At 64.5% G+C, this 24049-nt stretch carries 26 protein-coding genes; 18 read left to right on the top strand and 8 right to left on the bottom strand.

Translation table 11 applies throughout. From position 1 onward, the window contains the following. The first annotated feature begins 216 nt into the window (after positions 1 to 216). The 10 genes from urtB (at position 217) to ureC (ending at position 8960) form a co-directional block, all read left to right on the top strand. Positions 217 to 1725, top strand: a complete 1509-nt coding sequence (urtB, locus tag HU752_RS03920) for an urea ABC transporter permease subunit UrtB (RefSeq protein ID WP_186685678.1) — start codon at positions 217 to 219, stop codon at positions 1723 to 1725. Continuing rightward, positions 1725 to 2804, top strand: a complete 1080-nt coding sequence (gene urtC, locus HU752_RS03915) for an urea ABC transporter permease subunit UrtC (protein ID WP_017904771.1) — start codon at positions 1725 to 1727, stop codon at positions 2802 to 2804. Before urtB ends, urtC begins: the two co-directional genes overlap by 1 nt. Next, positions 2801 to 3652: an urea ABC transporter ATP-binding protein UrtD gene (gene urtD, locus HU752_RS03910; protein WP_186685676.1), complete on the top strand. Its 852-nt coding sequence runs from the start codon at positions 2801 to 2803 to the stop codon at positions 3650 to 3652. The genes urtC and urtD overlap by 4 nt, the downstream gene beginning before the upstream one ends. Positions 3653 to 3778: 126 nt before the next feature. Next, the gene (urtE, locus tag HU752_RS03905; protein WP_017904769.1) at positions 3779 to 4477 is read left to right on the top strand and encodes an urea ABC transporter ATP-binding subunit UrtE; all 699 of its coding nucleotides are present in this window, start codon (positions 3779 to 3781) and stop codon (positions 4475 to 4477) included. Positions 4478 to 4507: 30 nt separating this feature from the next. Then, on the top strand, positions 4508 to 5347 hold the full coding sequence (locus HU752_RS03900; RefSeq protein ID WP_186685667.1) for an urease accessory protein UreD: 840 nt from the start codon (positions 4508 to 4510) through the stop codon (positions 5345 to 5347). 52 nt (positions 5348 to 5399) lie between these two features. After that, entirely contained in the window at positions 5400 to 5702 is a 303-nt protein-coding gene (gene ureA / locus HU752_RS03895; protein ID WP_117165508.1) for an urease subunit gamma, read from the top strand. An 8-nt stretch (positions 5703 to 5710) separates the two neighbouring features. After that, positions 5711 to 6244 (top strand): GNAT family N-acetyltransferase, encoded by a 534-nt coding sequence (locus HU752_RS03890; protein WP_186685665.1) that lies wholly within the window; start codon positions 5711 to 5713, stop codon positions 6242 to 6244. Between the two features lie 4 nt (positions 6245 to 6248). Continuing rightward, positions 6249 to 6782 (top strand): GNAT family N-acetyltransferase, encoded by a 534-nt coding sequence (locus tag HU752_RS03885; protein ID WP_186685664.1) that lies wholly within the window; start codon positions 6249 to 6251, stop codon positions 6780 to 6782. Then, complete coding sequence (locus HU752_RS03880; RefSeq protein WP_186685662.1) at positions 6779 to 7087, top strand: urease subunit beta; 309 nt, start codon at positions 6779 to 6781, stop codon at positions 7085 to 7087. The genes HU752_RS03885 and HU752_RS03880 overlap by 4 nt, the downstream gene beginning before the upstream one ends. A gap of 172 nt (positions 7088 to 7259) precedes the next feature. Further along, complete coding sequence (ureC, locus tag HU752_RS03875; RefSeq protein ID WP_186685653.1) at positions 7260 to 8960, top strand: urease subunit alpha; 1701 nt, start codon at positions 7260 to 7262, stop codon at positions 8958 to 8960. A 304-nt stretch (positions 8961 to 9264) separates the two neighbouring features. Here the strand turns inward: ureC and HU752_RS03870 are convergent, their stop codons facing one another. Both HU752_RS03870 and HU752_RS03865 read right to left on the bottom strand, forming a co-directional pair. After that, the gene (locus HU752_RS03870) at positions 9265 to 9570 is read right to left on the bottom strand and encodes a chaperone modulator CbpM (protein ID WP_186685652.1); all 306 of its coding nucleotides are present in this window, start codon (positions 9568 to 9570) and stop codon (positions 9265 to 9267) included. 2 nt (positions 9571 to 9572) lie between these two features. Then, on the bottom strand, positions 9573 to 10520 hold the full coding sequence (locus HU752_RS03865) for a DnaJ C-terminal domain-containing protein (protein ID WP_186685650.1): 948 nt from the start codon (positions 10518 to 10520) through the stop codon (positions 9573 to 9575). A gap of 300 nt (positions 10521 to 10820) precedes the next feature. On the opposite strand from HU752_RS03865, the gene HU752_RS03860 reads away from it, so the two are divergent. Further along, positions 10821 to 12086 (top strand): Hsp70 family protein, encoded by a 1266-nt coding sequence (locus HU752_RS03860; RefSeq protein WP_186685642.1) that lies wholly within the window; start codon positions 10821 to 10823, stop codon positions 12084 to 12086. A gap of 571 nt (positions 12087 to 12657) precedes the next feature. Here the strand turns inward: HU752_RS03860 and HU752_RS03855 are convergent. The 4 genes from HU752_RS03855 to HU752_RS03840 form a co-directional block, all read right to left on the bottom strand. Next, entirely contained in the window at positions 12658 to 13668 is a 1011-nt protein-coding gene (locus tag HU752_RS03855; RefSeq protein WP_186685640.1) for an AI-2E family transporter, read from the bottom strand. 61 nt (positions 13669 to 13729) lie between these two features. After that, positions 13730 to 13885, bottom strand: coding sequence for a hypothetical protein (locus tag HU752_RS03850; RefSeq protein WP_186685638.1), 156 nt, complete (start codon positions 13883 to 13885; stop codon positions 13730 to 13732). A 398-nt stretch (positions 13886 to 14283) separates the two neighbouring features. Then, positions 14284 to 14583, bottom strand: coding sequence for a PsiF family protein (locus HU752_RS03845; protein ID WP_186685636.1), 300 nt, complete (start codon positions 14581 to 14583; stop codon positions 14284 to 14286). 92 nt (positions 14584 to 14675) lie between these two features. Further along, on the bottom strand, positions 14676 to 15461 hold the full coding sequence (locus HU752_RS03840) for an AraC family transcriptional regulator (protein WP_186685634.1): 786 nt from the start codon (positions 15459 to 15461) through the stop codon (positions 14676 to 14678). A gap of 99 nt (positions 15462 to 15560) precedes the next feature. Between HU752_RS03840 and HU752_RS03835 the strand changes: the two genes are divergently transcribed. After that, positions 15561 to 16454 (top strand): DMT family transporter, encoded by an 894-nt coding sequence (locus tag HU752_RS03835; protein WP_186685632.1) that lies wholly within the window; start codon positions 15561 to 15563, stop codon positions 16452 to 16454. On the opposite strand, the gene HU752_RS03830 is transcribed toward HU752_RS03835, so the two are convergent. After that, on the bottom strand, positions 16435 to 17325 hold the full coding sequence (locus HU752_RS03830; protein WP_186685630.1) for an esterase/lipase family protein: 891 nt from the start codon (positions 17323 to 17325) through the stop codon (positions 16435 to 16437). The two genes, HU752_RS03835 and HU752_RS03830, sit on opposite strands and share 20 nt — an antisense overlap. Positions 17326 to 17535: 210 nt before the next feature. Between HU752_RS03830 and HU752_RS03825 the strand changes: the two genes are divergently transcribed. After that, a complete protein-coding gene (locus tag HU752_RS03825; RefSeq protein WP_186685628.1) occupies positions 17536 to 18066 on the top strand; it encodes a ferritin-like domain-containing protein in 531 nt (176 codons plus the stop codon). 154 nt (positions 18067 to 18220) lie between these two features. On the opposite strand, the gene HU752_RS03820 is transcribed toward HU752_RS03825, so the two are convergent. Further along, positions 18221 to 20290 (bottom strand): AsmA family protein, encoded by a 2070-nt coding sequence (locus HU752_RS03820; protein WP_186685626.1) that lies wholly within the window; start codon positions 20288 to 20290, stop codon positions 18221 to 18223. Positions 20291 to 20651: 361 nt separating this feature from the next. Between HU752_RS03820 and HU752_RS03815 the strand changes: the two genes are divergently transcribed. The 5 genes from HU752_RS03815 (at position 20652) to ureG (ending at position 24034) form a co-directional block, all read left to right on the top strand. After that, a complete protein-coding gene (locus HU752_RS03815; RefSeq protein WP_217838501.1) occupies positions 20652 to 21257 on the top strand; it encodes a WD40 repeat domain-containing protein in 606 nt (201 codons plus the stop codon). A gap of 157 nt (positions 21258 to 21414) precedes the next feature. Then, positions 21415 to 22047, top strand: coding sequence for a TetR family transcriptional regulator (locus tag HU752_RS03810; protein WP_186683421.1), 633 nt, complete (start codon positions 21415 to 21417; stop codon positions 22045 to 22047). 191 nt (positions 22048 to 22238) lie between these two features. Further along, positions 22239 to 22739 carry an urease accessory protein UreE gene (gene ureE, locus HU752_RS03805; protein ID WP_186683420.1) on the top strand — a complete coding sequence of 167 codons (501 nt, stop codon included), beginning with the start codon at positions 22239 to 22241 and terminating at the stop codon, positions 22737 to 22739. Next, a complete protein-coding gene (locus HU752_RS03800; protein WP_186683419.1) occupies positions 22736 to 23410 on the top strand; it encodes an urease accessory protein UreF in 675 nt (224 codons plus the stop codon). The genes ureE and HU752_RS03800 overlap by 4 nt, the downstream gene beginning before the upstream one ends. A gap of 9 nt (positions 23411 to 23419) precedes the next feature. After that, the gene (gene ureG, locus HU752_RS03795; RefSeq protein WP_186683418.1) at positions 23420 to 24034 is read left to right on the top strand and encodes an urease accessory protein UreG; all 615 of its coding nucleotides are present in this window, start codon (positions 23420 to 23422) and stop codon (positions 24032 to 24034) included. The last annotated feature ends 15 nt before the right edge of the window (positions 24035 to 24049 follow it).

The raw sequence follows: 24049 nt of genomic DNA, 5'->3' as shown, positions 1-24049 counted from the left end.
AAAGCGGGCCGGTCCCTGTGGCGAGGGGGCTTGCCCCCGTTGGGCTGCGAAGCGGCCCTAAAGCCGGAGAACTCGGTGTCGCAGACAGACCGAGCACTCTGACTTTACGACTGCTTCGCAGCCGAGCGGGGGCAAGCCCCCTCGCCACAAATGCCCGCTCGCCACAGGAACTGCGACCACCTCCAGTTCGTGTTTTCCATGCGCAAGGCCATTGATATGCCCACTGTCCTTCATCGTCTTTTCTTCGTTTTCGCCCTCGCGCTGTTGTTACCGATGGCCGCCCAGGCCGGCGATGCCGAAGACTTCGTCGCCGCTTCCCCCAACCAACAGGCGGCCCTGCTGGAAGGCTGGGCCGCGCACCCCGCGCCTGAGCGCATCGAACTGATCGACGCCCTGCACAGCGGCCAACTGACGCTCAACGGCGAAACCAGGACCCTGCGCCTGAACAACCGCCTGCGCGGCCTGATCGACACCGCCGTCGCCAGCCAGCAACTGCTCGCCGCCGATGCCAAGGTGCGCCTTGCCGCCGCCCTGCAACTCCAGAAAAGCGCCAAACCCGCGCAACAGCCCTTCCTCGACCGGCAACTGGCCGGGGAAACCAACGCCGACGTGCACGCTGCCCTGAGCCTGGCCCTGGCCAACCTGCAACTGGTCGACCCGGATCCCGGCGTACGCCTGGCCGCCGTGCGTCTGCTCGGCGCCAGCGGCGACCCGCTGGCCCGCACCCGCCTCGAGGACCTGCTGCAGCCCGGCGTCGAAACCGATGCCAATGTGCACACCGCCGTCGAGACCAGCCTGGCCCAGGTCAAGCGCAAGCTGATGCTGGGCGAAATGCTCGGCCAGGCCTTCAGTGGCCTGTCGCTGGGCTCGATCCTGCTGCTGGCGGCCCTGGGCCTGGCGATCACCTTCGGCCTGCTCGGGGTGATCAACATGGCTCACGGCGAGATGCTGATGATCGGGGCCTACGCCACCTACGGGGTGCAACTGCTGTTCCAGCGTTTCATGCCGCAGGCCCTCGACTACTACCCGCTGCTGGCGCTGCCGGTGGCGTTCTTCGTCACCGCGAGCCTCGGCATGGCCCTTGAGCGCACGGTGATCCGCCACCTCTACGGCCGGCCGCTGGAAACCCTGCTCGCCACCTGGGGCATCAGCCTGATGCTGATCCAGTTGATACGCCTGTTGTTCGGTGCACAGAACGTGGAGGTCGCCAACCCGAGCTGGCTGTCCGGCGGAGTCCAGGTCCTGCCCAACCTCGTGCTGCCCTACAGCCGCCTGGTGATCATTGCCTTCGCACTGTTCGTGGTGGTGCTCACCTGGCTGCTGCTGAACCGCACCCGCCTCGGCCTCAACGTGCGCGCCGTCACCCAGAACCGCAACATGGCCGCCTGCTGCGGCGTGCCCACCGGCCGCGTGGACATGCTCGCCTTCGGCCTCGGCTCGGGCATCGCCGGCCTAGGCGGCGTGGCCCTGAGCCAGATCGGCAACGTCGGCCCCGACCTCGGCCAGAGCTACATCATCGACTCGTTCCTGGTGGTGGTGCTCGGTGGCGTCGGTCAGCTGGCCGGCAGCGTCACCGCCGCGTTCGGCCTGGGGGTCGCCAACAAGATCCTCGAACCACAGATCGGCGCGGTGCTGGGCAAGATCCTGATCCTCGCGCTGATCATTCTGTTTATCCAGAAACGTCCGCAAGGGCTCTTCGCACTGAAAGGACGGGTGATCGACTGATGAACCAGCCCCTGCTGTTGAGCGCCACACAAAAGGCCGGCCCGCGCCTGACCATCGTCATCGGCGGCCTGCTCCTGGTCCTGTTGCTGGCATTGCCGCTGCTGTCATTGCTGCCGGCGCAGAGCCCGCTGCAGGTTTCGGCCTACACCCTGACCCTGGTGGGCAAGATTCTCTGCTATGCCATCGTCGCCCTGGCCCTCGACCTGGTCTGGGGCTACGCCGGGCTGTTGTCCCTGGGACACGGCCTGTTCTTCGCCCTGGGCGGCTACGCCATGGGCATGTACCTGATGCGCGAAGCCTCCGGCGACCAGTTGCCGGCGTTCATGACCTTCCTGTCGTGGAGCGAACTGCCCTGGTACTGGACCGGCACCAACCACTTCCTCTGGGCCTTGTGCCTGGTGGTGCTGGCACCGGGACTGCTGGCGCTGGTGTTCGGCTTCTTCGCCTTCCGTTCGCGGATCAAGGGCGTGTATTTCTCGATCATGACCCAGGCCCTGACCTTCGCCGCGATGCTGCTGTTCTTTCGCAACGAGACCGGCTTCGGCGGCAACAACGGCTTTACCAACTTCCGCAGTATCCTCGGTTTCGGCATCACCGAACCGGGCACCCGCGCCGCGCTGTTCCTGGCCACCGTATTGCTGTTGCTGGCCAGCCTGTACAGCGGCTGGCGACTGGCGCGCAGCAAGTTCGGCCGGGTGCTGACCGCCTTGCGCGATGCGGAGAACCGGCTGATGTTCTGCGGCTACGACCCGCGCGGCTTCAAGCTGTTCGTCTGGGTCCTGAGTGCGGTGCTGTGCGGCCTGGCCGGCGCGCTGTACGTCCCCCAAGTGGGGATCATCAACCCCAGCGAGATGTCACCGACCAACTCCATCGAGGCCGCCGTCTGGGTTGCCCTCGGCGGGCGCGGCACGCTGGTCGGCCCGTTGCTCGGCGCCGGCCTGGTCAACGGCATGAAGAGCTGGTTCACCGTGGCCTTCCCGGAGTACTGGCTGTTCTTCCTCGGAGCGCTGTTCATCGTCGTCACCCTGTACCTGCCCAAGGGTGTGATCGGCCTGTTGAAGAAAAGGGGTGAGGCATGAGAATCACACCGACCGCCGAGTTCATGCTCGAACCGACCGCCCTCGATGCCGGCAGCGGCCGCGACGCCATCGGTCTCGGCCAGGCTGCCGGCAAGGGGCTCAACACCCGCCACGGCACCATCCTGACGCTGGAAGACATCAGCGTCAGCTTCGATGGTTTCAAGGCGCTGAACGACCTCAACCTGTACATCGGCGTCGGCGAACTGCGCTGCATCATCGGTCCCAACGGTGCCGGCAAGACCACCCTGATGGACGTGATCACCGGCAAGACCCGGCCCGGCCAGGGCAAGGCCTGGTTCGGCGAAACCCTGGACCTGACGCAGATGAGCGAAGTGCGGATCGCCCAGGCCGGGATCGGTCGCAAGTTCCAGAAGCCCACGGTATTCGAGGCCCTGAGTGTGTTCGAGAACCTGGAGCTGGCGCAGAAGACCGACAAGTCGGTCTGGGCCAGCCTGCGCGCGCGCCTGACGGGCGAGCAGCGGGACGCGATCGCCCAGGTCCTGGAGACCATTCGCCTGACGGCTTCGGTCAACCGCCCGGCCGGGCTTTTGTCGCACGGCCAGAAGCAGTTCCTGGAAATCGGCATGTTGCTGATGCAGGACCCGCAGTTGCTGCTGCTCGACGAGCCGGTGGCCGGCATGACCGATGCCGAGACCGAGTTCACCGCCGAGCTGTTCAAGAGCCTGGCCGGCAAGCATTCGCTGATGGTGGTCGAGCACGACATGGGCTTCGTCGGCTCGATCGCCGACCACGTGACCGTGCTGCACCAGGGCAGTGTGCTGGCCGAAGGCTCGCTGGCACAGGTGCAGGAAAACGAGCGCGTCATCGAGGTCTACCTCGGCCGCTGACACGACGCGCCCCTGTAGGAGCCGGGCTTGCCCGCGAAGGCGTCCTGACGATCGCTAAAAGGTTCGCGGGCAAGCCACGCGCCTACAAGGGGCGATGCAAGACAAGACAGAGTGGGGAAACTGAGCATGCTGCAAGTCGACACGCTGCACCAATACTACGGCGGTAGCCACATCCTGCGCGGCCTGTCGTTCGATGTGAAAATCGGTGAAATCACCTGCCTGCTCGGACGCAACGGCGTGGGCAAGACCACCCTGCTCAAGTGCCTGATGGGCCTGCTGCCCACCCGCGAAGGCAGCGTCAACTGGGAGGGCAACGCCATCACCGGCTTCAAGCCGCACCAGCGGGTGCATGCCGGGATCGCCTACGTGCCCCAGGGCCGGGAGATCTTCGGCCGGCTGACCGTGGAGGAAAACCTGCTGATGGGCCTGTCGCGCTTTCCCGCCTCGCAGGCCCGGGAAGTCCCGGGGTTCATCTATGAACTGTTCCCGGTCCTGCAGCAGATGAAACACCGGCGCGGCGGCGACCTCTCCGGCGGCCAGCAGCAACAGTTGGCGATCGGCCGGGCACTGGCGAGCCGTCCACGGCTGCTGATCCTCGATGAACCGACCGAGGGTATCCAGCCATCGGTGATCAAGGAGATCGGCGCCGTGATCCGCAAACTGGCGGCCCGCGGCGACATGGCGATCCTGCTGGTGGAACAGTTCTACGACTTTGCCGCCGAGTTGGCCGACCAGTACCTGGTGATGTCCCGGGGCGAGATCATCCAGCAGGGGCGCGGAGAAAATATGGAAACCGAGGGTGTACGCGGGTTGGTTACGATCTAACCTGTAGCGTCCGGACAATAATCGATCATCATGACTTCATCTGCCAACAACGCCCTGTTCACACCCAGCTGGCACGCCGAGCTGGAGCTGGGCTACGCACGTTTCGGCGACACCACCCGCCCGGTCCGCCGTCGCCACCTGGGCCCGCTGCGGGTGCAGAAGCACCTGTACGCCGAAGGCCCGGAAATCTGCCAGCACATCATCGTCCACCCGCCTGGCGGGATCGCCGGCGGCGACCGGCTGGACATCAGTGCCAGCGTCGAACGCGATGCCTGGGCGCAGTTGACCAGCCCCGGCGCCGCCAAGTGGTATCGCGCCAACGGCCCCGCCTACCAGAGCCTGCGGCTGCGGGTCGGTGCCGGCGCCACCCTGGAATGGCTGCCCCAGGAAACCATCGTGTTCAGCGCGGCCCAGGCCGAGCTGGAGACCCTGGTCGAACTGGAGGGCGATGCCCGGCTGTTCTATTGGGACATGGTCGCCCTGGGCCGGCCGGCCAGTGGCGAACGCTTCGACCTGGGGCACTTCCAGTCGCACCTGGATATCCGCCGCGATGGCAAGCCGCTCTGGCACGAGCGCCAGCGCATCCTCGGCAACGACGGCCTGCTGGACTCGCCGATCGGGCTCGACGGCCAGCCGGTCTTCGCCACCTTGCTGGTCACCGGCGAAATCGACAGCGACCTGCTCGAACGTTGCCGCAACCTGCCGACGCCGGTGCGCGGCGACCTCAGCCAGCTGCCAGGTCTGCTGGTAGCGCGCTGCCTGGCCGGACAGGCCCTGCACGCCCGGGCCTGGCTGATCGCCCTGTGGCAGTTGCTACGCCCGGCGCTGCTGGGCCGCGAGGCCGTGCCGCCAAGGATCTGGAATACATGACACCCTGCTTCGACTTGCGCCTTTCAACTGCCTGCCAATGGATCTGTGAACCATGGACCTGACTCCCCGCGAAAAAGACAAACTGCTGATTTTCACCGCCGGCCTGGTCGCCGAACGACGCCTGGCCCGCGGGGTGAAACTCAATTATCCGGAAGCCATGGCCTACATCTCGGCCGCCCTGCTCGAAGGGGCCCGCGACGGCCAGACCGTGGCCGAGCTGATGCACTACGGCACGACCCTGCTCAGCCGCGACCAGGTGATGGAAGGTATCCCGGAAATGATCCCGGAAATCCAGGTCGAGGCGACCTTCCCCGACGGCACCAAGCTGGTCACCGTCCACCAACCGATCGCCTGAGGCCGTTCATGTCTTATGTCATCCGCGACGCCCTGCATGCCGACCTGCCGGCCATTCGCGACATCTACAACGACGCGGTGCTCAACACCACGGCGATCTGGAACGAGCAACCGGTGGACCTGGGCAACCGCCAGGCCTGGTTCAGCGCCCGCCAGGCGCAGGGCTACCCGATCCTGGTGATCGTCGACAACGCCGACAGCGTGCTCGGCTACGCTTCCTTTGGCGACTGGCGGCCCTTCGAGGGGTTTCGCCACACCGTCGAGCATTCGGTGTACGTGCGCAACGACCAGCGCGGCAACGGCCTGGGACCCAGGCTGATGAGTGCCCTGGTCGAACGCGCCAGGAGCTGTGGCAAACACGTCATGGTCGCCGCCATCGAAAGCGGGAACGATGCCTCCATTCGCCTGCATGAGCGCCAGGGCTTCGTCACCACCGGGCAGATGCCCCAGGTGGGCGTGAAGTTCGGCCGCTGGCTGGACCTGACCTTCATGCAACTGTGCCTGAACCCGGGCGCCCTGCCGCCCGTCATCGCCAAGGAGTAAGCCGATGAACGCCGCCCAACTGCGTCGCGTCACCCACGAAAGCTTTGCGCATTACCGCCAGGGGCTGATCGAACTGTTGCTCGACGCCGTTGAGCACGGAGCCTCGGTAGGCTTCATGGCCGACCTCGACGCAGGCCAGGCGCGTGCCTATTTCGACGGCGTGCAGGCGGCCCTGGACAACGGCGGCCTGCTGCTCTGGGTGGTGGTCCGCGATGAACGGGTACTGGCCAGCGTGCAACTGCAGTTGTGCCAGAAACCCAACGGCCTGAACCGCGCCGAAGTGCAGAAGCTGCTGGTGCGCGGCGAGGCGCGCCGTCATGGCCTGGGCCAGCAACTGATGCAGGCCGTGGAACAGGCGGCCCGCGAGCAGCGCCGCGGCCTGCTGTACCTCGACACCCAGGCCGGCTCCGATGCCGAAGCCTTCTACCGCGCCCTCGGCTACCACCGGGTCGGCGAACTGCCGGACTACTGCACCACGCCCGATGGGCAGCACCACCCAACCGCCATTTACTTCAAGACCCTGGGACGACCCGAATGATTCCTGGTGAATATCAGATCCAGCCTGGCGACATCGAGCTCAATGCCGGTCGCCGCACCGTCAGCCTGAGCGTGGCCAACAGTGGCGACCGGCCAATCCAGGTCGGCTCCCACTACCACTTCTTCGAAACCAACGACGCACTGAGCTTCGACCGTGCCGCCAGCCGTGGCATGCGCCTGAACATCCCGGCCGGCACCGCGGTGCGCTTCGAACCCGGACAGAGCCGCGAGGTCGAGCTGGTGGAACTCGCCGGCCTGCGCCGGGTATTCGGTTTCGCCGGCAGGGTCATGGGCAACCTTGATTGACACTGTTCATGGTGGCGAGGGGGCTTGCCCCCCGTTCGGCTGCGAAGCAGTCGTCGAATCATAGAACGCATTGTATTTGATAGAACGAGGTGGCGGCTTTTAGGGGCGCTGCGCGCCCCAACGGGGGCAAGCCCCCTCGCCCCACTAGACATTTTGCGCTCAGGGAAACCCAATGAAGATTTCCAGACAAGCCTACGCCGACATGTTCGGCCCCACCGTCGGCGACAAGGTCCGCCTGGCGGACACCGAACTGTGGATCGAAGTGGAGCAGGACTTCACCACCTACGGCGAGGAAGTGAAGTTCGGCGGCGGCAAGGTGATCCGCGACGGCATGGGCCAGGGCCAACTGCTGGCAGCCGAAGTGGTCGACACCCTGATCACCAATGCCCTGATCATCGACCACTGGGGCATCGTCAAGGCCGACGTCGGCCTCAAGGACGGTCGCATCGCCGCCATCGGCAAGGCCGGCAACCCGGACATCCAGCCCGACGTGACCATCGCCATCGGCGCCAGTACCGAAGTGATCGCCGGTGAAGGCATGATCCTCACCGCCGGCGGTATCGACACCCACATCCACTTCATCTGCCCACAGCAGATCGAGGAGGCACTGATGAGCGGCGTCACCACCATGATCGGTGGCGGCACCGGCCCGGCCACCGGCAGCAACGCCACCACCTGCACCTCCGGCCCCTGGCACCTGGCGCGCATGCTCCAGGCCGCCGACGCCTTCCCGATGAACATCGGCCTGACCGGCAAGGGCAACGCCAGCCTGCCGGAGCCGCTGGTCGAGCAGGTCAAGGCCGGCGCCATCGGCCTCAAGCTCCACGAGGACTGGGGCACCACCCCGGCGTCGATCGACAACTGCCTGGGCGTGGCCGACCAGTACGACGTGCAGGTGGCGATCCACACCGACACCCTCAACGAGTCCGGCTTCGTCGAAACCACCCTGGGCGCGTTCAAGGGCCGCACCATCCACACCTACCACACCGAGGGTGCCGGTGGCGGCCATGCGCCGGACATCATCAAGGCCTGCGGCTTCGCCAACGTCCTGCCGAGCTCGACCAACCCGACCCGGCCCTTCACCCGCAACACCATCGACGAACACCTGGACATGCTGATGGTCTGCCACCACCTCGACCCGAGCATCGCCGAGGACGTGGCCTTCGCCGAGAGCCGCATCCGCCGCGAGACCATCGCCGCCGAGGACATCCTGCACGACCTTGGCGCCTTCTCGATGATCAGCTCCGACAGCCAGGCCATGGGCCGGGTTGGCGAGGTGATCACCCGCACCTGGCAGACCGCCGACAAGATGAAGAAGCAGCGTGGACCGCTGCCGGGTGACGGTGAAGGCAACAGCAACTTCCGGGTCAAGCGCTACATCGCCAAGTACACCATCAACCCGGCGATCACCCATGGCATCAGCCACGAGGTCGGCTCGATCGAGGTCGGCAAATGGGCTGACCTGGTGCTTTGGCGCCCGGCCTTCTTCGGCATCAAGCCGACGCTGATCCTCAAGGGCGGTGCGATTGCCGCCAGCCTGATGGGTGACGCCAATGCCTCGATCCCGACGCCGCAGCCGGTGCACTACCGACCGATGTTCGCCAGTTTCGGCGGTTCACGGCACGCCACCAGCCTGACCTTCATCAGCCAGGCGGCGCTGGACGCGGGATTGCCCGAGCAACTCGGATTGAAGAAGCGGATCGCCGTGGTCAAGGGCTGTCGCGACGTGCAGAAGACCGACCTGATCCACAACGATTACCTACCCGAGATCGAAGTCGACCCACAGACCTACCAGGTCAAGGCCGATGGCGTGCTGCTGTGGTGCGAGCCGGCGGAGGTGCTGCCGATGGCGCAGCGCTACTTCCTGTTCTGACACCAGGCCGCTCCGGCTCCACGTAGGACTCAAGGGCCTATTCGCGGATAAATCCGGCTCCCACAAGCGCTCGCGCCGTGCATGAATCCTGCGAACGACGCTGGCACTGTGGGAGCCAACTGTCTTTAACTCCCCTGCGATGAGCGGTCGGATACTGGCCGCCTTTGGCGATTCGCGGATAAGTTCTGCTTGTGTCTTTAGGGCAGATAAAATCAGAAGTGAAAGGGTGAACGGCAAGCTGATAATCCGCGGTGCCCTAGAGCACGTGTGGGAGCCGGATTTATCCGCGAAGGGTTCCCACCGCTCAATCGTGGACGAAACGCTGCAGCCGCTGGCGCAGCATGCGGTTCTCTGCCCGCAGTTCGCGGACTTCGCCCAACAGTTCCAGCGCCAGGGCGACGCCCTGCCACTCCAGCTCCAGATCCTGGTGCAGCCGCGCCGCATGCCGGGCGATCGGCAATTCGTGGTCGAGAAAACGCCAGGCGTCCGGTGAGCGGCCCTGAGGTTCGAGGATGCCGTGTTCGACGATTTCGATCACGTAGGCGACCGGCAGATCGGACGCCTCGCAGAAGGCTTGCATATCCAGTTGAACGCTCAGGGCAGGACTCATGATCAACTACTCCATTGTTCTCTCGGGTCGAATGCGGCCTTCTTCGCCAGCTCCTGCCACAGCGCCTTCACCGCGTCGTCGCTGTGCTTGGGCATGACCGCCTTGAGTTGCACGAACAGATAACCGCGCTGCCCGGCCTTGTTCAACAGGCCGTGGCCCTTGGCCCGCATGCGCTGGCCGTTCTGGCTGCCGGCGGGCACCTTGAGATTGATTTTACCCGTCAGGGTCGGCACCGCCACTTCAGTGCCCAGCGCCAGCTCCCACGGAGCCAATGGCAACGTGATGATCAGGTTCTCCCCTTCGACATCGAATTTGGGGTGGGGTGCGAAACGAATGGTCAGGTACAGGTCGCCATTGGCCCCGCCGCCAACGCCCGGCGCACCCTGGCCCTTGAGGCGGATGCGTTCGCCGTCGGTCACCCCGGCCGGAATCTTCACGTTCAGGCTCTTGCTGGTGTTGCTCACGTGCTGGCCGGCCGCGTTGTACTGCGGCACCTGGAAGGTGACCTTCTTCGATTCGTTGGACAGGCTTTCTTCCAGAAAGATCGGTAATTCCATTTCCACGTCCTGCCCTCGCCGGCCGGCGCTGCGACCTGATTGTCCGCCACCAAATCCGGCACCGCGCGAGCCGAAGATCGAACTGAAGAAATCCGAAAAATCACCACCACCGCCAAACCCGGCACCACCGCCACGCCCCTGCCAGCCCGGCGGGCCCTGGAACGGCTGGCCGTGCTGGCCGTATTTGCGCAGTTCGTCGTACTCGGCGCGCTTGTCGGCGCTTTTCAGCGCTTCATAGGCTTCCGAGGCATCCTTGAACTTGGCTTCGGCATCCTTTTCCTTGCTGACATCCGGGTGGTACTTGCGCGCCAGCTTGCGGTACGCGGCCTTGATCGCCTTGTCATCCGCCGTAGGCTCGACACCCAGGATCTTGTAGTAGTCTTTGAAGTCCATCTAGGGATCACCCTGCATTATCGATATCGCGCCGCTCGGCAGGACACAGCATGCGCCTTTCGGTGCAGTATGAATTGACCGTTCTCAAGGCTGTGACTGGGCGGGGCTTCAGAAGTTTATCGGCCGTGTCGGCGATTTCTTGTCATCGCCGATACACAACACGAACCAGTGACAGCAAGTTTGGGTGCAATGGCGCACCTTTCAAGTCGCCAATGCGCAATTGAGCGGATAACCGGCCTTCGATTCCGCGCTCGACTGGCATACACTGCGCGGCCGTTTTTTCACCGGAACTCGAAAGACATGAAAGACGCCTCTGCGGCCCGTGCCTGCGGCATCGACTTCGGCACGTCCAACTCCACGGTCGGCTGGCTGCGCCCCGGCCTGGAAACGCTGATCGCACTGGAGGACGACAAGATCACCCTGCCTTCGGTGGTCTTCTTCAACATCGAGGAACGCCGCCCGGTCTACGGCCGGCTGGCCCTGCACGAGTATCTGGAAGGTTACGAAGGCCGCCTGATGCGCTCGCTCAAGAGCCTGCTGGGCTCCAAGCTGATCAAGCACGACACCAGCGTGCTCGGTACCGCGCTGCCGTTCAAGGACCTGCTCGGGATGTTCATCGGCCAACTGAAGGGCCGCCTGGAAGCGACCGCCGGGCGTGAGTTCGAGCAGGTGGTGCTGGGTCGCCCGGTGTTTTTCGTCGATGACGACCCGGTTGCCGACAAGGAGGCCGAGGACACCCTGGTGGAAGTGGCGAAGAAGATCGGCTTCAAGGACGTGTCCTTCCAGTACGAACCGATCGCCGCGGCCTTCGACTACGAGTCGACCATCGAGCGCGAGGAGCTGGTGCTGATCGTTGACATCGGCGGCGGTACCTCGGACTTCTCGCTGGTGCGCCTGTCGCCAGAGCGTCGGGGCCTGGACAACCGCCACGAGGACATCCTCGCCACCGGCGGCGTGCACGTCGGCGGTACCGACTTCGACAAGCAGTTGAGCCTGCAGGGCGTGATGCCGCTGTTCGGCTATGGCAGCCGGATGAAGAGCGGCGCCTTCATGCCGACCAGCCACCACATGAACCTGGCGACCTGGCACACCATCAACTCGGTGTACTCGCAGAAGTCCCAGCTGGCCCTGGGCAGCATGCGCTACGACATCGAGGACACCGTGGGCATCGACCGCCTGTTCAAGCTGATCGAGCAGCGCGCCGGGCACTGGCTGGCGATGGAGGTCGAGGAAACCAAGATCCAGCTGACCCATGCCGAGAACCGCCATGTGCCACTGGACCGCATCGAGGCGGGCCTGAGCGTGGACCTGAGCCGTGCCCTGTTCGAGTCGTCGATCGACAACCTGCTGGAGCGGATTCGCCAGAGCGTCACGCAGATCCTCGGTACGGCCGGAGTGGCCGTCGAGCAGGTCGACACGGTGTTCTTCACCGGCGGTTCGAGCGGCATTCCGGCGTTGCGCCAGAGCGTCGCGGCGATGCTGCCGAACGCCCGCCACGTCGAAGGGAACATCTTCGGCAGCATCGGCAGCGGCCTGGCGATCGACGCGCAGAAGCGCTACGGCTGACTCCCGCTTCCAACACGCCCGCCCCCGCCCTCTGATCGTTCCCACGCTCCGCGTGGGAATGCAGCACGTGACGCTTTGCGTCACCCGGGACGGACGCCGAGCGCCCTGAGAGACGTTCCCACGCGGAGCGTGGGAACGATCGGATTTCGCGGGCAAGCCGGATCTGATCGTTCCCACGCTCCGCGTGGGAATGCAGCACGCGACGCTTTGCGTCACCCGGGGCGGACGCCGAGCGTCCTGGGAGGCGTTCCCACGCAGAGCGTGGGAACGATCGGTACATCCCCGCGCCGCCCTCTGATCGTTCCCACGCTCCGCGTGGGAATGCAGCACGTGACGCTTTGCGTCACCCGGGACGAACGCCGAGCGTCCTGGGAGGCGTTCCCACGCAGAGCGTGGGAACGATCGGAACATCCCCGCCCCGCCCTCTGATCGTTCCCACGCTCCGCGTGGGAATGCAGCACGTGACGCTTTGCGTCACCCGGGACGGACGCCGAGCGTCCTGAGAGACGCTCCCACGCGGAGCGTGGGAACGATCGGATTTCGCGGGCAAGCCGGATAAACGCAGGGCCGGTCAGACCAGCTCAGCCAGCTTCAGCTCACTCTTGATGTACGCATAGTAGATCGGCCCCGCCACCACTCCGGGCAGGCCGAACGCCGCCTCGAACACCAGCATCGCCATCAGCAGCTCCCACGACTTGGCACTGATCTGCCCGCCGACGATCCGCGCGTTGAGGAAGTACTCCAGCTTGTGGATGAAGATCAGGTAGCCCAGCGCCGCCGCCGCGACCCAGATCGACAACGACAGGGCGACGATGGTGATCAGGGTGTTGGACATCAGGTTACCGATCACCGGCAGCAGGCCGAGCAGGAAGGTCAGCACGATCAGGGTCTTGGTCAACGGCAGCTTGATCCCGCACAACGGCAGGATCACCGCGAGGAATACGGCAGTGAAGGCGGTATTGAGCGCCGAGATCTTGATCTGGGCGAAGACGATGTTGCGAAACGCCTGCACCAGCAACCGCAGGCGATCGAACAACGCCGCCGCCAGCGGTTTGCGCTGGCTGGCATCGGAAACATGCTGCAAGGCCACGATCGCCCCCAGCACCATGCCGATCAGCAGGGTCACGAACATGTGCGCCGCGTCCTTGCCGACCAGTTGCAGCTCGCTCAGGTGGCGCTTGAGCCATTCCCCGATCGCCACCTGGAACTCCGCCGCGCTGGCGGGCAGATAGGCATCGATGAACGGCGGCAACTGCCCGCGGGCCTTGTCCACCACCACCATGAATTTACCCAGCGACGCTCCGGGATTTTCCGCCTCATGCAGCAGGAAGCTGATCGCCCCGGCAAAGATCAACGTCAACACGCTGACGATCAGCGTGCCCAGCAACAGGACCGCCAACCAGCGTGCACGCCGCCCGGCAATCAGATGCTCGAGCTTGGGCGTGAGCATGTTCACCAGTTCGAACACCAGCAGGCCAGCCAGCAGGCTCGGCAACAGCCGCAATGGCAATACCAGCAGCAGGCTGCCGCAGACGATGATCAAACTGGCCAAGACTACATAACGCTGGGGAAACGCCGACATACAGCCTCAAAACTAAACAGTGCCAAAGGATGGGCAGTCTGCCAGCGTTCAACTGACAGAACTAGTCTTCGGAAACCTTGCGGGAAGCGGGCGGGAAGTCTTCCAGGAGTGCCACCGGCATCCGTGCACTGGCCTGGGTAATGTCATAGACCTGCTGCTGGCAACCGTCACCCCTCAGGGAAAACTCCACCAGGTAGACCTTCCGTTTCTCGGGCACGAACGTCGTTCCCAGCACCCCACAGGAAGTAAAGGTCGATACCGTGGGGATATCGAGCGGCTTGTCCTCCCATCGGTTCCTTTAGGTGTTATACACCTTTTCAGTGACGCTTCGGTGTTCGTAACCAGGCGCCGGCTTCTGCCCAGCGTGTTTCCAGTACCCCAGTACCTGCAACTTCAGACCGGCGTCGACCTGCACTTCCAGTTGGGGAGAACTCTTTTCCAGGACACTGTCGACGGCAGCGAGCCAGCCGAACGCACGCGACAATGGCTTCGACGCACGGCCCAACTCTTCAGGGCGCTGGCCAGGACTATTTCCACGTCGGACGGAAAATTCGCGCTGGACAACGGCGCCCCGAAGACCTCCAACCGCCACAGTAGAGGTCTTGCCAGGCAGGGTCACTTCTTCAGGCAGGTGCTCATGAAGGTCTTGCGCTCATCGCCCTTGAGAGCCTTGGCGGTGGCGTCGGCGTTGCAGGTCTTCATCTTGTCCTGCTGGGTCGCCGCCTTGGCGGGCTGGGCTTTCAGGCAGTTGCTCATGAAGGCCTTGCGCTCATCGCCCTTGAGCGCCTTGGTGGTGGCGTCAGCGTTGCAGGTCTTCATCTTGTCCTGCTGGGCCTGTTGGGCAGCGGTGGCGGCAAAGCCCTGGGAACACAGCAGCAGGCCAGCCAGCAACAACGGGATACGCAGCATGTTCATGGAGTTTTCTCCTTGTTGCCGCGCCGATGGGCACGGCTCTCGGAGAAGTGTAGACAAACCCCGTTACACCTCCAGTGACCGGCATTCCGGTATCAGGGCAGCCGCGACTGGCGCCGGTACTGCTCCGGCGTACAGCCAGCCTGGCGCTGGAACATCGCGATGAAGGCCGAGGCGGTGCTGTAGCCCAGGTCGAAGGCGATCGCCTGGACGCTGCGGGGCCCTTCCAGCGCCTGAATCGCCCAGACGAATCGCAGGCGCTGGCGCCACTCGCCAAAACTCACGCCCAGCTCGCGCACGAACAGGCGCGCCAGGGTCCGCTCACTGACATGCAGGCTCGCCGCCCACTGCGCCAGCGAACGGTTGTCCGCCGGGTCGTCCTGCAATCCTTCAAGTACGCTGAGCAGCCCCGGGTCATCCGAGTACGGCAGGTAGCAACTGTGGACCTTGGCCTGATGCAACTGGTCGACCAGCACCTGGGCCAGGCGGATATCGGCCGGATCACTGGGGATCTTCACATCGCGCCGGGCGAAATCGCCGAGGATCGCCTTGAGAATGTCGCTGATGGCCAGCGTGCTCGCCACCTCGGGCATGCCCCGGCAATGTTCCTCGGCCACATAGACCGAGCGGTAGACGATCGCCTGGGTGTTGTAGGCGCTGTGCTCGGTATCGGGCGGAATCCACAGGGCGTAGCGCGACGGCGACATGAAACGCCGGCCGGCGACCTCATAGTGGATGACGCCATGGGACACATAGTCCAGCGAACCCCAGCGATGTCGATGGGTGGCCGCATGGCTACCCGGGCCGAACTCGGCATAGCGGAAATAGACCGGCGCCGGCAGATCGGGGAAAGAAGGGATCTCGATGGGGATCTTTTGCATGCTGTCCGGATTCCGACGCCGATTGACTGGATTGAAGTATAAGCTTTGATCCGGACAGCGGGATAATTCCACTCACCCTGTCATTCCGGTTGGAACCCTATGCAATACGCGTTTCCCCTGCTCGCCATCTTCATCTGGGCCGGCAACACCGTCGTCAACAAGATGGCCGTCGGCTCGATCTTCCCGGCCGAAATCGGCTTCTACCGCTGGTTGCTGGCGGCCCTGCTGTTCAGCCCCTTCCTGCTGCGTCCGGTCATCGCCAACCGTGCGGCGATCCGCCCGCACCTGGGCAAGATCATCACCCTGGGCGTGCTCGGCATGGTCGCCTACCAGAGCCTGGCCTACTACGCCGCAACCCTGACCACCGCGACCAACATGGGCATCATCCTCTCACTGATGCCGTTGATGTCCCTGGCCCTGGCGATCGTCAGCCTCGGTCAGCGCCTGACCGCCGGTGCACTGTCGGGGGCGGCGCTGTCCTTCATCGGCGTACTGGTGGTGGTCTCGGCGGGCAACCTCGCCTCGCTGCTGACCCACGGCGTGAACCTGGGCGACGGCATGATGCTCGGCGCGACCCTGGCCTACGCGGTCTACAGCACCCTGTTGAAAAAATGGCAGCTGCGCCTGCCACCGTTGCAGTTGCTGTACCTGCAGATCCTGGTGGCGGTGGTGGTGCTGTTCCCGCTGTACTGGCTCTCACCCAAGGTCGGGCCGAACCTGCACAACGCCGGCCTGGTGCTGTACGCCTGCCTGCTGGCGTCGATGCTCGCGCCGCTGGTGTGGATGAAGGCGGTGGCCCGGCTGGGACCGAGCCGCACGGTGCTGTTCTTCAACCTGCTGCCGATCCTGACCGCGCTGATCGCCGCCGTGGTCCTGCGTGAGCAACTGGCGGTGTATCACCTGCTGGGTGGTGCCATGACCCTGGGTGGCGTGATCCTCTCCGAGCGCTGGACCACGCCACTGCGCAAGGCCGCTAGAGTCCTGCGGCCTTGAGCCGCCGCGCATGCTCGACGAACAGCCGGATCGGCTCGGCCCCCTTGCCGACCAGGCCCAGTGACTGGTTGACGATATCGAAGTGATCGAGGGGATAGTCATCGCCGATGACCGTCCCCAGGTGAGAGCTGTAGCGCCCGACCATGCCATCGCACTGTCCGGCTTCGCGGATGAACGTCCTGGCGAACAGCCGGCAACTGCGGTTGGTGCCATCGAACAGGTTGCGCCCACGATCGGTGATGCCCGGCTGCAGGGTCCCCGACCAGGAGTAGTAGCGCACGCCGTCGACCAGTTCAGCCCCCTGCCCGCCCCAGCGTTCCGGGAGGCCCTGCGGGTATTGCCGGTTGAACAGCGCGACGCCCTCGCTGGTCAGCGACTGGTGCGAGGCGGTCAGGTCCATCGGCAACACGGGGCCGCGATAGCCGGTTTCCAGCCAGCCCATCAGCCGCGCGACGGCGCACAGCACGAAGGTCAGCAAGCGCCCGCGGACGCTGCTCGGCGGATAGTGGCGCTGGAAATGATCGGCCAGTTCCGAACCATGATTGGGCCCGGCCACCGAAGTCACCGATGCCACCCATTCCGGCCGTCGGGCCGCCGCGTACCGTGCGGTCAGCGAGCCCTGGCTATGGCCGATCAGGTTGACCTTTTGTGCCCCGGTTTCATGGCGTATCCGCTCGATCCGCTCCAGCAGCTGCTCGCCACGCACCTCGTTGGAGTGCAGCGGCGATACCTGGATCGCGAACACCTTCGCACCACCTGCGCGCAAGGCCGGGGTGATGCCATACCAGTAGGGAAACCACAGCAGCCGGACGAACCCGAGCATGCCCGGCACCAGCACCAGCGGGTAACGCGTGGCGAGCTCTTGCGACATCAATGACCATCCATGACAGGGAACCAATGAAAGCCTAGGCCAGGGGCGAAAGCATCGGCATAGAAGATGACAACACGACGACAGGCGCCGTTCTGCCAGCCATGCAGTAACAATCGGATAAAACTTTTCCGCTCTCGCAACACTCACACCCTGGGTAGCGATCTCGCCAGCAGAGCGAGGCGCCCTAACCGTATCAGCCAGGAGATCGAGATGAGCGACATGCATTTGTCCGATGTAACCACCCTGCGTGAACGTGCACGCAAGAACGTCGAGAACGGCGCGGTCACCGAAGGCTACGGAGCCGACCGCAGCGAAATCCTGCGCCTGCTCAACGAATCGCTGGCCACCGAACTGGTCTGCACCCTGCGCTACAAGCGCCACCACTTCATGGCCACCGGGCTGAAGGCCAGTGTCGCCGCCGACGAATTCCTCGAGCACGCCAACCAGGAAATGGCCCACGCCGACCGGCTGGCCGAACGGATCGTGCAACTGGGTGGCGAGCCGGAATTCAACCCGGACCTGCTGTCCCAGCGATCCCACGCCCAGTACGTGGCCGGCAAGACGCTCAAGGAAATGGTGTACGAGGACCTGGTGGCCGAGCGGATCGCGGTGGACAGCTACCGCGAGATCATCCAGTTCATTGGCGACCAGGACCCGACCACGCGGCGGATCTTCGAGGACATCCTCGCCCAGGAGGAAGAACATGCCGATGACATGGCGGATATCCTGAAGGACCTGTAGGAATCGCACACGTTCTTTTAAGGGGTATCTCTGGAGTTGGGGAGTCCCCCTGTGGGAGCGGGCTTGCCCGCGAAGCTTTTAGCGGTCTCACGGACCTCTTCGCGGGCAAGCCCGCTCCCACAGAAAAGCGAGTCATCCTGCCATCGCGGCAGCCTCAGTTCCTAACCGTCCGCGGCGCCTTGCCGGACTTCATCTGCTCCAGCAACGGCGCACACTGGTTCGGCACATCGCCCCCCGGCGCCACCAGCGCCAGCAAGCCGGTCGCCGGCCCCGCAATCACGCCCAGCGCCACCATGCCCGCCCCGCGCAGCAGCAGCGGTACCGCCTGCACGCCCGCGTCGGGCTTGATGAACCTGCCCCGCACATACAGCGGCGAACGCAGGGACAGCAGCCGGAAGCCCTTGGACTCGGGACTGATCTTCAGGTCCAGTTGCTCGTTGGCAAAATTGGCCGTGCCGTCGATGTAGATGATCGCGTTCTCGGTATCGAAGACGAACAGCCGGGTGCTCGCCAGGCCATTCTTGATACCGAGGTCGGCCGCCGCGCAATTGATCTTCACCTCCTTGTCGCCAAAGATCTTGCCCACCACATAGTTGCCGACATTGAGCCCGGCGATCTCCATCAGCCCCCGGCTGATGGCGCCATCGTTGATCAGCATCTTCAGGTCGCCATTGGAGGTCCCCAGCAAGCGGGCCACCGAGTTGCCGGTACCGCTGATATCGGCATCGCCATTGAGTTCGCCAAAGCTGGTTTTCATCGGTTCGAAAGTCGGGAACAACTGCTTGAGCTTGAAATTGCGCGCGGTCAGCTTCGCCCGTCCCTGCATCGGCGTGGCACGACCGTTGAGGCGGATCTGCGCATCGAGCTTGCCTCCGGCGACGCCGAAACGCAGCGGCTCCAGGCTCAGCTGACCATCGTCGAGCAGCAGGTGGGTGTAGAGGTCGGTGAAGGGCAACTCGGCGCTGTGGACGATGCGCTTGCCGGTGAACTCGACATCGGCATCCATGTCGCGCCAACGCTCGGTGCGGAACTCCTCGACCGGCAGGACCTTGTCCGCCGGCTGCTTGCTCTCGCCGCCGCGGGCCTTCTGCTTGGCGTTGGAGTCCGCACCGATCAGTGGCGCCAGGTCGGTCATCAGCAGTTGGTTGGAGACCAGCACGCCGGTGAGTTTCGGCCGTGGCTGGCTGGCGACGTACGACAGGTCGCCATGGATGTCGCTGGTGCCGATCTTGCCGTTGAACTGCTCATACTTGAAGGTCGCACCGGTCGGCTCGTGCAGCTTGGCGACCAGGTGGCCGTCCGTCTCGTAGGCCGGCGAATCCGGCAGGGTCACGCCGGTCAGCGGGTAGAGATTGCCCAGGCTGTTGCCGGCCAGCTTGAGGCGCAGGTCCAGGGCCCCGAGGTTGCGTGGGTCGGTCAGGGTACCGGCCACGGCGATGCGGGTATCGGCAATCTTCACATCGGCCTGCACCGGAAACGGCTTGGCCGCATCCTGCAATGCCAGCAGGCCGCCGACCTTGCCGGTCCCCGCGAGCCCCTGGCCGTGGTACTGGCCCTTGACCTTCAGAGCGAACGCATAGTCCTGCGGTGCGGAGCCCTTCTCCAAAGCCTTTTTCGCCGCGCTGTCGCCAACGATATCGCTGAACGGGACCGGCTTGCCCAGCGGGTCGATGATCAGGTCGAGCTGGGTCTTGAGGCTCTTGTCGTCGAGGGTGACATGGCCCTTGTCGAAACCGATGGCGCCAATATCCACCGTCCAGGCCGACGGTGGCTCGTTGGGGTCCTTGGGGTCGAACTGGAACGTCCAGTTGGCCCGGCCATCGGCCAGCCGTTCGAGGCTGGCGTTCGGCTCGGTCAGGTCGATCCGCGGGATCACCACCTGCCGGGCCAACAGCGGCAGAGGCGCAAGGCGCAGCTCGACACGCTTGAGGGTGACCATCTGCGGGTTCTTCGACCAGTCCGGGTTGCCCAGCGTCAGGTCCTCGGCAATCACGTGGGGCCAGGGCATCCAGGCGCGCCAGCCGCCTTCGTCGGGTTCTCGCTGCCAACGCACCGACAGGTCACCATTGATGGCGAACGGGCGATGGAGGATTTCGGAAACCTTGGCGTTGACCGGCGGCTTGATCCGGTTCCAATCGAAGAACGCGATGATCGCCACCAGCACCGCCAGCAGCATGACCAGGCTGGCGCCGGTCCAGAGGAAGATTTTTCGAGTGCGCGTCATTGCACGAGGCTCCTGATAACGGCTGAACGTCCAAAAAGCGACGCGATATACCTTTACGACTGGCAAACCCCCGGCAAGGTTTAATGAAAAACCACCAACCGGGGGGAAATCGCAGCGGGCCGAAGCTGACCAATCCATCAGTTTTTCGTTCCTCGCCACGCCCTTTCATGAAGCAGTGATGGGTAGAAAATACCCAATACGGAGCACAGGTAACACCCTGTAAGGCCCGAGCTAGACACCTCGCCCAGAACAATCAATTCCGTTGATTATTAACATTGTCTTTATGAACTTTTATATCGATTTTGCAAGGGTAACATTAGCTCCGTACCCACTTTATCGCCCTCCCACGGAGCAACCGATCATGAAACGCCAATTACTTCTCAGCCTCACCCTTGCTGTTCTGACCGCCAACGCCTATGCCCTGCCAGCCCGTGAACAGGCTGCACCACAGGCCCAAGCCAGCCACGCCACTGTCAGCCAATCGCTGAACACCCTGGCCTCGGATGGTTCCGAACGCACGCCACAAGGTCAAACCCTGGCGTCCGACGGCAGCGACCGCACCCCACAAGGCCAGACCCTTGCCGAAGGTGGTAGCGACCGTACCCCACTGGGCCAGACTCTCGCCGAAGGTGGCAGCGACCGCACCCCACTGGGCCAGACCCTCGCCGAAGGTGGCAGCGACCGCACCCCACTGGGCCAGACTCTCGCCGAAGGTGGCAGCGACCGTACCCCGCTGGGCCAGACTCTCGCCGAAGGCGGTAGCGACCGTACCCCACTGGGCCAGACCCTTGCCGAAGGTGGCAGCGACCGCACCCCACTGGGCCAGACTCTCGCCGAAGGTGGCAGCGACCGTACCCCGCTGGGCCAGACTCTCGCCGAAGGTGGTAACGATCGCCTGAAAGACAAGGGCCTGATCACCGAAGGCGGTGCCGATCGCCTGGCCGAACGTCATCAAGCTCTGAGCTAAGGCCATGATGGCCTGGAACGAAGCCCGGTCCCTTGGATCGGGCTTCGACATTTCAGGACCCCGCTTCTTCCCTGCTCCCTCCCCGCGCCACGTTCGACGCCGGCAAAGCTGATTTGCTAGAGTGCGCCGCTCCTGTCTTCCAGAAAACGTCCCGCCGATGCTGCCTCGTGCCGAACAGAAACAACAGACCCGCCATGCCCTGATGGACGCCGCGCGCCATCTGATGGAGGGTGGCCGTGGTTTTGGCAGCCTCAGCCTGCGTGAAGTGGCGAAAACCGCCGGCATCGTGCCGACCGGCTTCTACCGGCATTTCGACGACATGGACCAACTCGGGCTGGCGCTGGTCAGCGAAGTAGGCCAGACCTTCCGGGAAACCATCCGCCTGGTTCGCCACAACGAATTCGTCATGGGCGGCATCATCGACGCCTCGGTACGTATCTTCCTCGACGTCGTGGCGCTGAACCGCTCGCAGTTCCTGTTTCTCGCCCGCGAGCAATACGGCGGCTCCCTGCCCGTGCGCCAGGCCATCGCCCGCCTGCGCGAGAACATCAGTTCCGACCTGGCCGCCGACCTGGCGCTGATGCCCAAGCTGCAACACCTGGACACCGATGGCCTGGCGGTGATGGCCGACCTGATCGTCAAGAGCGTGTTCGCCACCCTGCCGGAGATCACCGATCCACCGCTCGAGCCGCTGCCCGATTACCTGGCGCCACAGGCGAAGATCACCCAGCAGTTGCGCTTCATCTTCATCGGCCTGAAACACTGGCAAGGACTCGGCAGCACCGAGTGACTCTCTTTCGGGGCCGGGCGCCCCATAAACGCGCCCCCCTCCCACCGGCGCACCATCTTGAAACATTCAGAAACATCGCTACGCTCCTTTTTCAGGCGCGTCGCGCTTTCTGACAGGGATTTCCCAACTTTCACCCGATTGGCAAGCCCCTTGCTCTAGCTCAAGCATTGCTCATTGCTGGAAGCCCCAAGATGCTGGTGATTCATCGCAGAATCGAACCCCAACCCGCCTGGACCGCCGAGCTGCACCTGAACTTCGAGGCACGTAGCAAAAGCCGCCTGCGCTGTTTCAGTGCCGCCGGTGAAGACGTGGGATTGTTCCTTGAGCGCGGTCAGCCACCACTGTACGACGGCGAGTTCCTGCAGGCCGAGGATGGACGTATCGTCCGCGTCTGTGCCCGCCCCGAGCAGTTGCTGCATGTCACCTGCGCCAGCGCCTTCGAACTGACCCGTGCGGCCTATCACCTGGGCAATCGCCATGTCGCCCTGCAGGTCGGCGACGGTTGGCTGCGCCTGCTCGACGACTACGTGCTCAAGGCCATGCTCGAACAACTCGGCGCCCACACCGAAACCATCGAGGCGCCCTTCCAGCCGGAACACGGTGCCTACGGTGGAGGCCACCATCATTCGCGGCACGGCGATGAAGACTTCAACTACCCACCCCGCCTGCACCAGTTCGGTGTACGCACATGAATCCGGCCTGGGCGCTGCTGCGCCTGGCCAGCCCGCAACTGCCCATTGGTGGCTACAGCTATTCCCAGGGCCTGGAAATGGCCGTGGAGCAGGCACGGGTGCATGATCCGGCCAGCGCCCGGCGCTGGATCGGCGACCAGTTGTTGCTCAACCTCGCCCGCTTCGAGGCGCCGCTGCTGCTGGCCCACTGCACCGCGGCGGCGCAAGCCGACTGGCCGCGCCTGGAACAGCTGGCCGAAGAACACCGCGCCAGCCGCGAGACCCGCGAGCTGTACCTGGAAAGCCGGCAGATGGGCTATTCCCTGCAACAACTGCTCGGTGGCCTGCCCGAACTCGATGAGACCGCCCGGGACCTCCTCGTGCGCCATGGCGAACCCCACCTGGCGCTCGGCTGGGCGCTGGCGGCCCGGGCCTGGCGAATCAGCCCGCAGGACGCACTGGCGGCCTGGCTCTGGAGCTGGCTGGAAAACCAGCTGGCGGTGCTGATGAAGACCCTGCCGCTCGGCCAGCAGGCCGCGCAGCGCCTGACCAGCGAACTGCTGCCGCTGCTGCAGCAGGCGCAACAGGCGGCCAGCGAACAAGACCCGCAACACATCGGCAGCGCCGCCTTCGGCCTGTCCCTGGCATGCATGGCCCATGAGCGCCAGTACAGCCGCCTGTTTCGTTCCTAGGAGAGCAAGATGAACGCACAACCCCTGCGTGTCGGTATCGGCGGTCCCGTCGGCTCCGGCAAGACCGCCCTGACCCTGGCCCTGTGCCTGGCCCTGCGCGAGCGCTACAACCTGGCCGTGGTCACCAACGATATCTACACCCGCGAAGACGCCGACTTCCTGGTGCGCAACCAGGCCCTGGCGCCGGAGCGGATCATCGGCGTGGAAACCGGTGGCTGCCCGCACACCGCGATCCGCGAGGACGCCTCGATCAACCTCGAGGCGGTGGACCAGCTGAACCGCCGCTTCCCGGGCCTGGACCTGATCCTGGTCGAGTCGGGCGGCGACAACCTGTCGGCGACCTTCAGCCCGGAACTGTCCGACCTGACCATCTACGTGATCGATGTCTCGGCCGGCGACAAGCTGCCGCGCAAGGGCGGGCCGGGTATCTGCAAGTCCGACCTGCTGGTGATCAACAAGATCGACCTTGCCCCGCTGGTCGGCGCCTCGCTGGAAATGATGGACGGCGACACCCGGCGGATGCGCGGTGAGCGGCCCTTCGTATTCAGCAACCAGAAGACCGGCCAGGGCCTGCAAGACATCATCGCCTTCATCGAACGCCAAGGCCTGCTGACCGCAGCCTGATCCTCCCACCAACAG

This window comes from Pseudomonas vanderleydeniana, assembly GCF_014268755.2.
Lineage (GTDB): Bacteria > Pseudomonadota > Gammaproteobacteria > Pseudomonadales > Pseudomonadaceae > Aquipseudomonas > Aquipseudomonas vanderleydeniana.
This window is presented reverse-complemented; position numbering and strand designations above follow the sequence as displayed.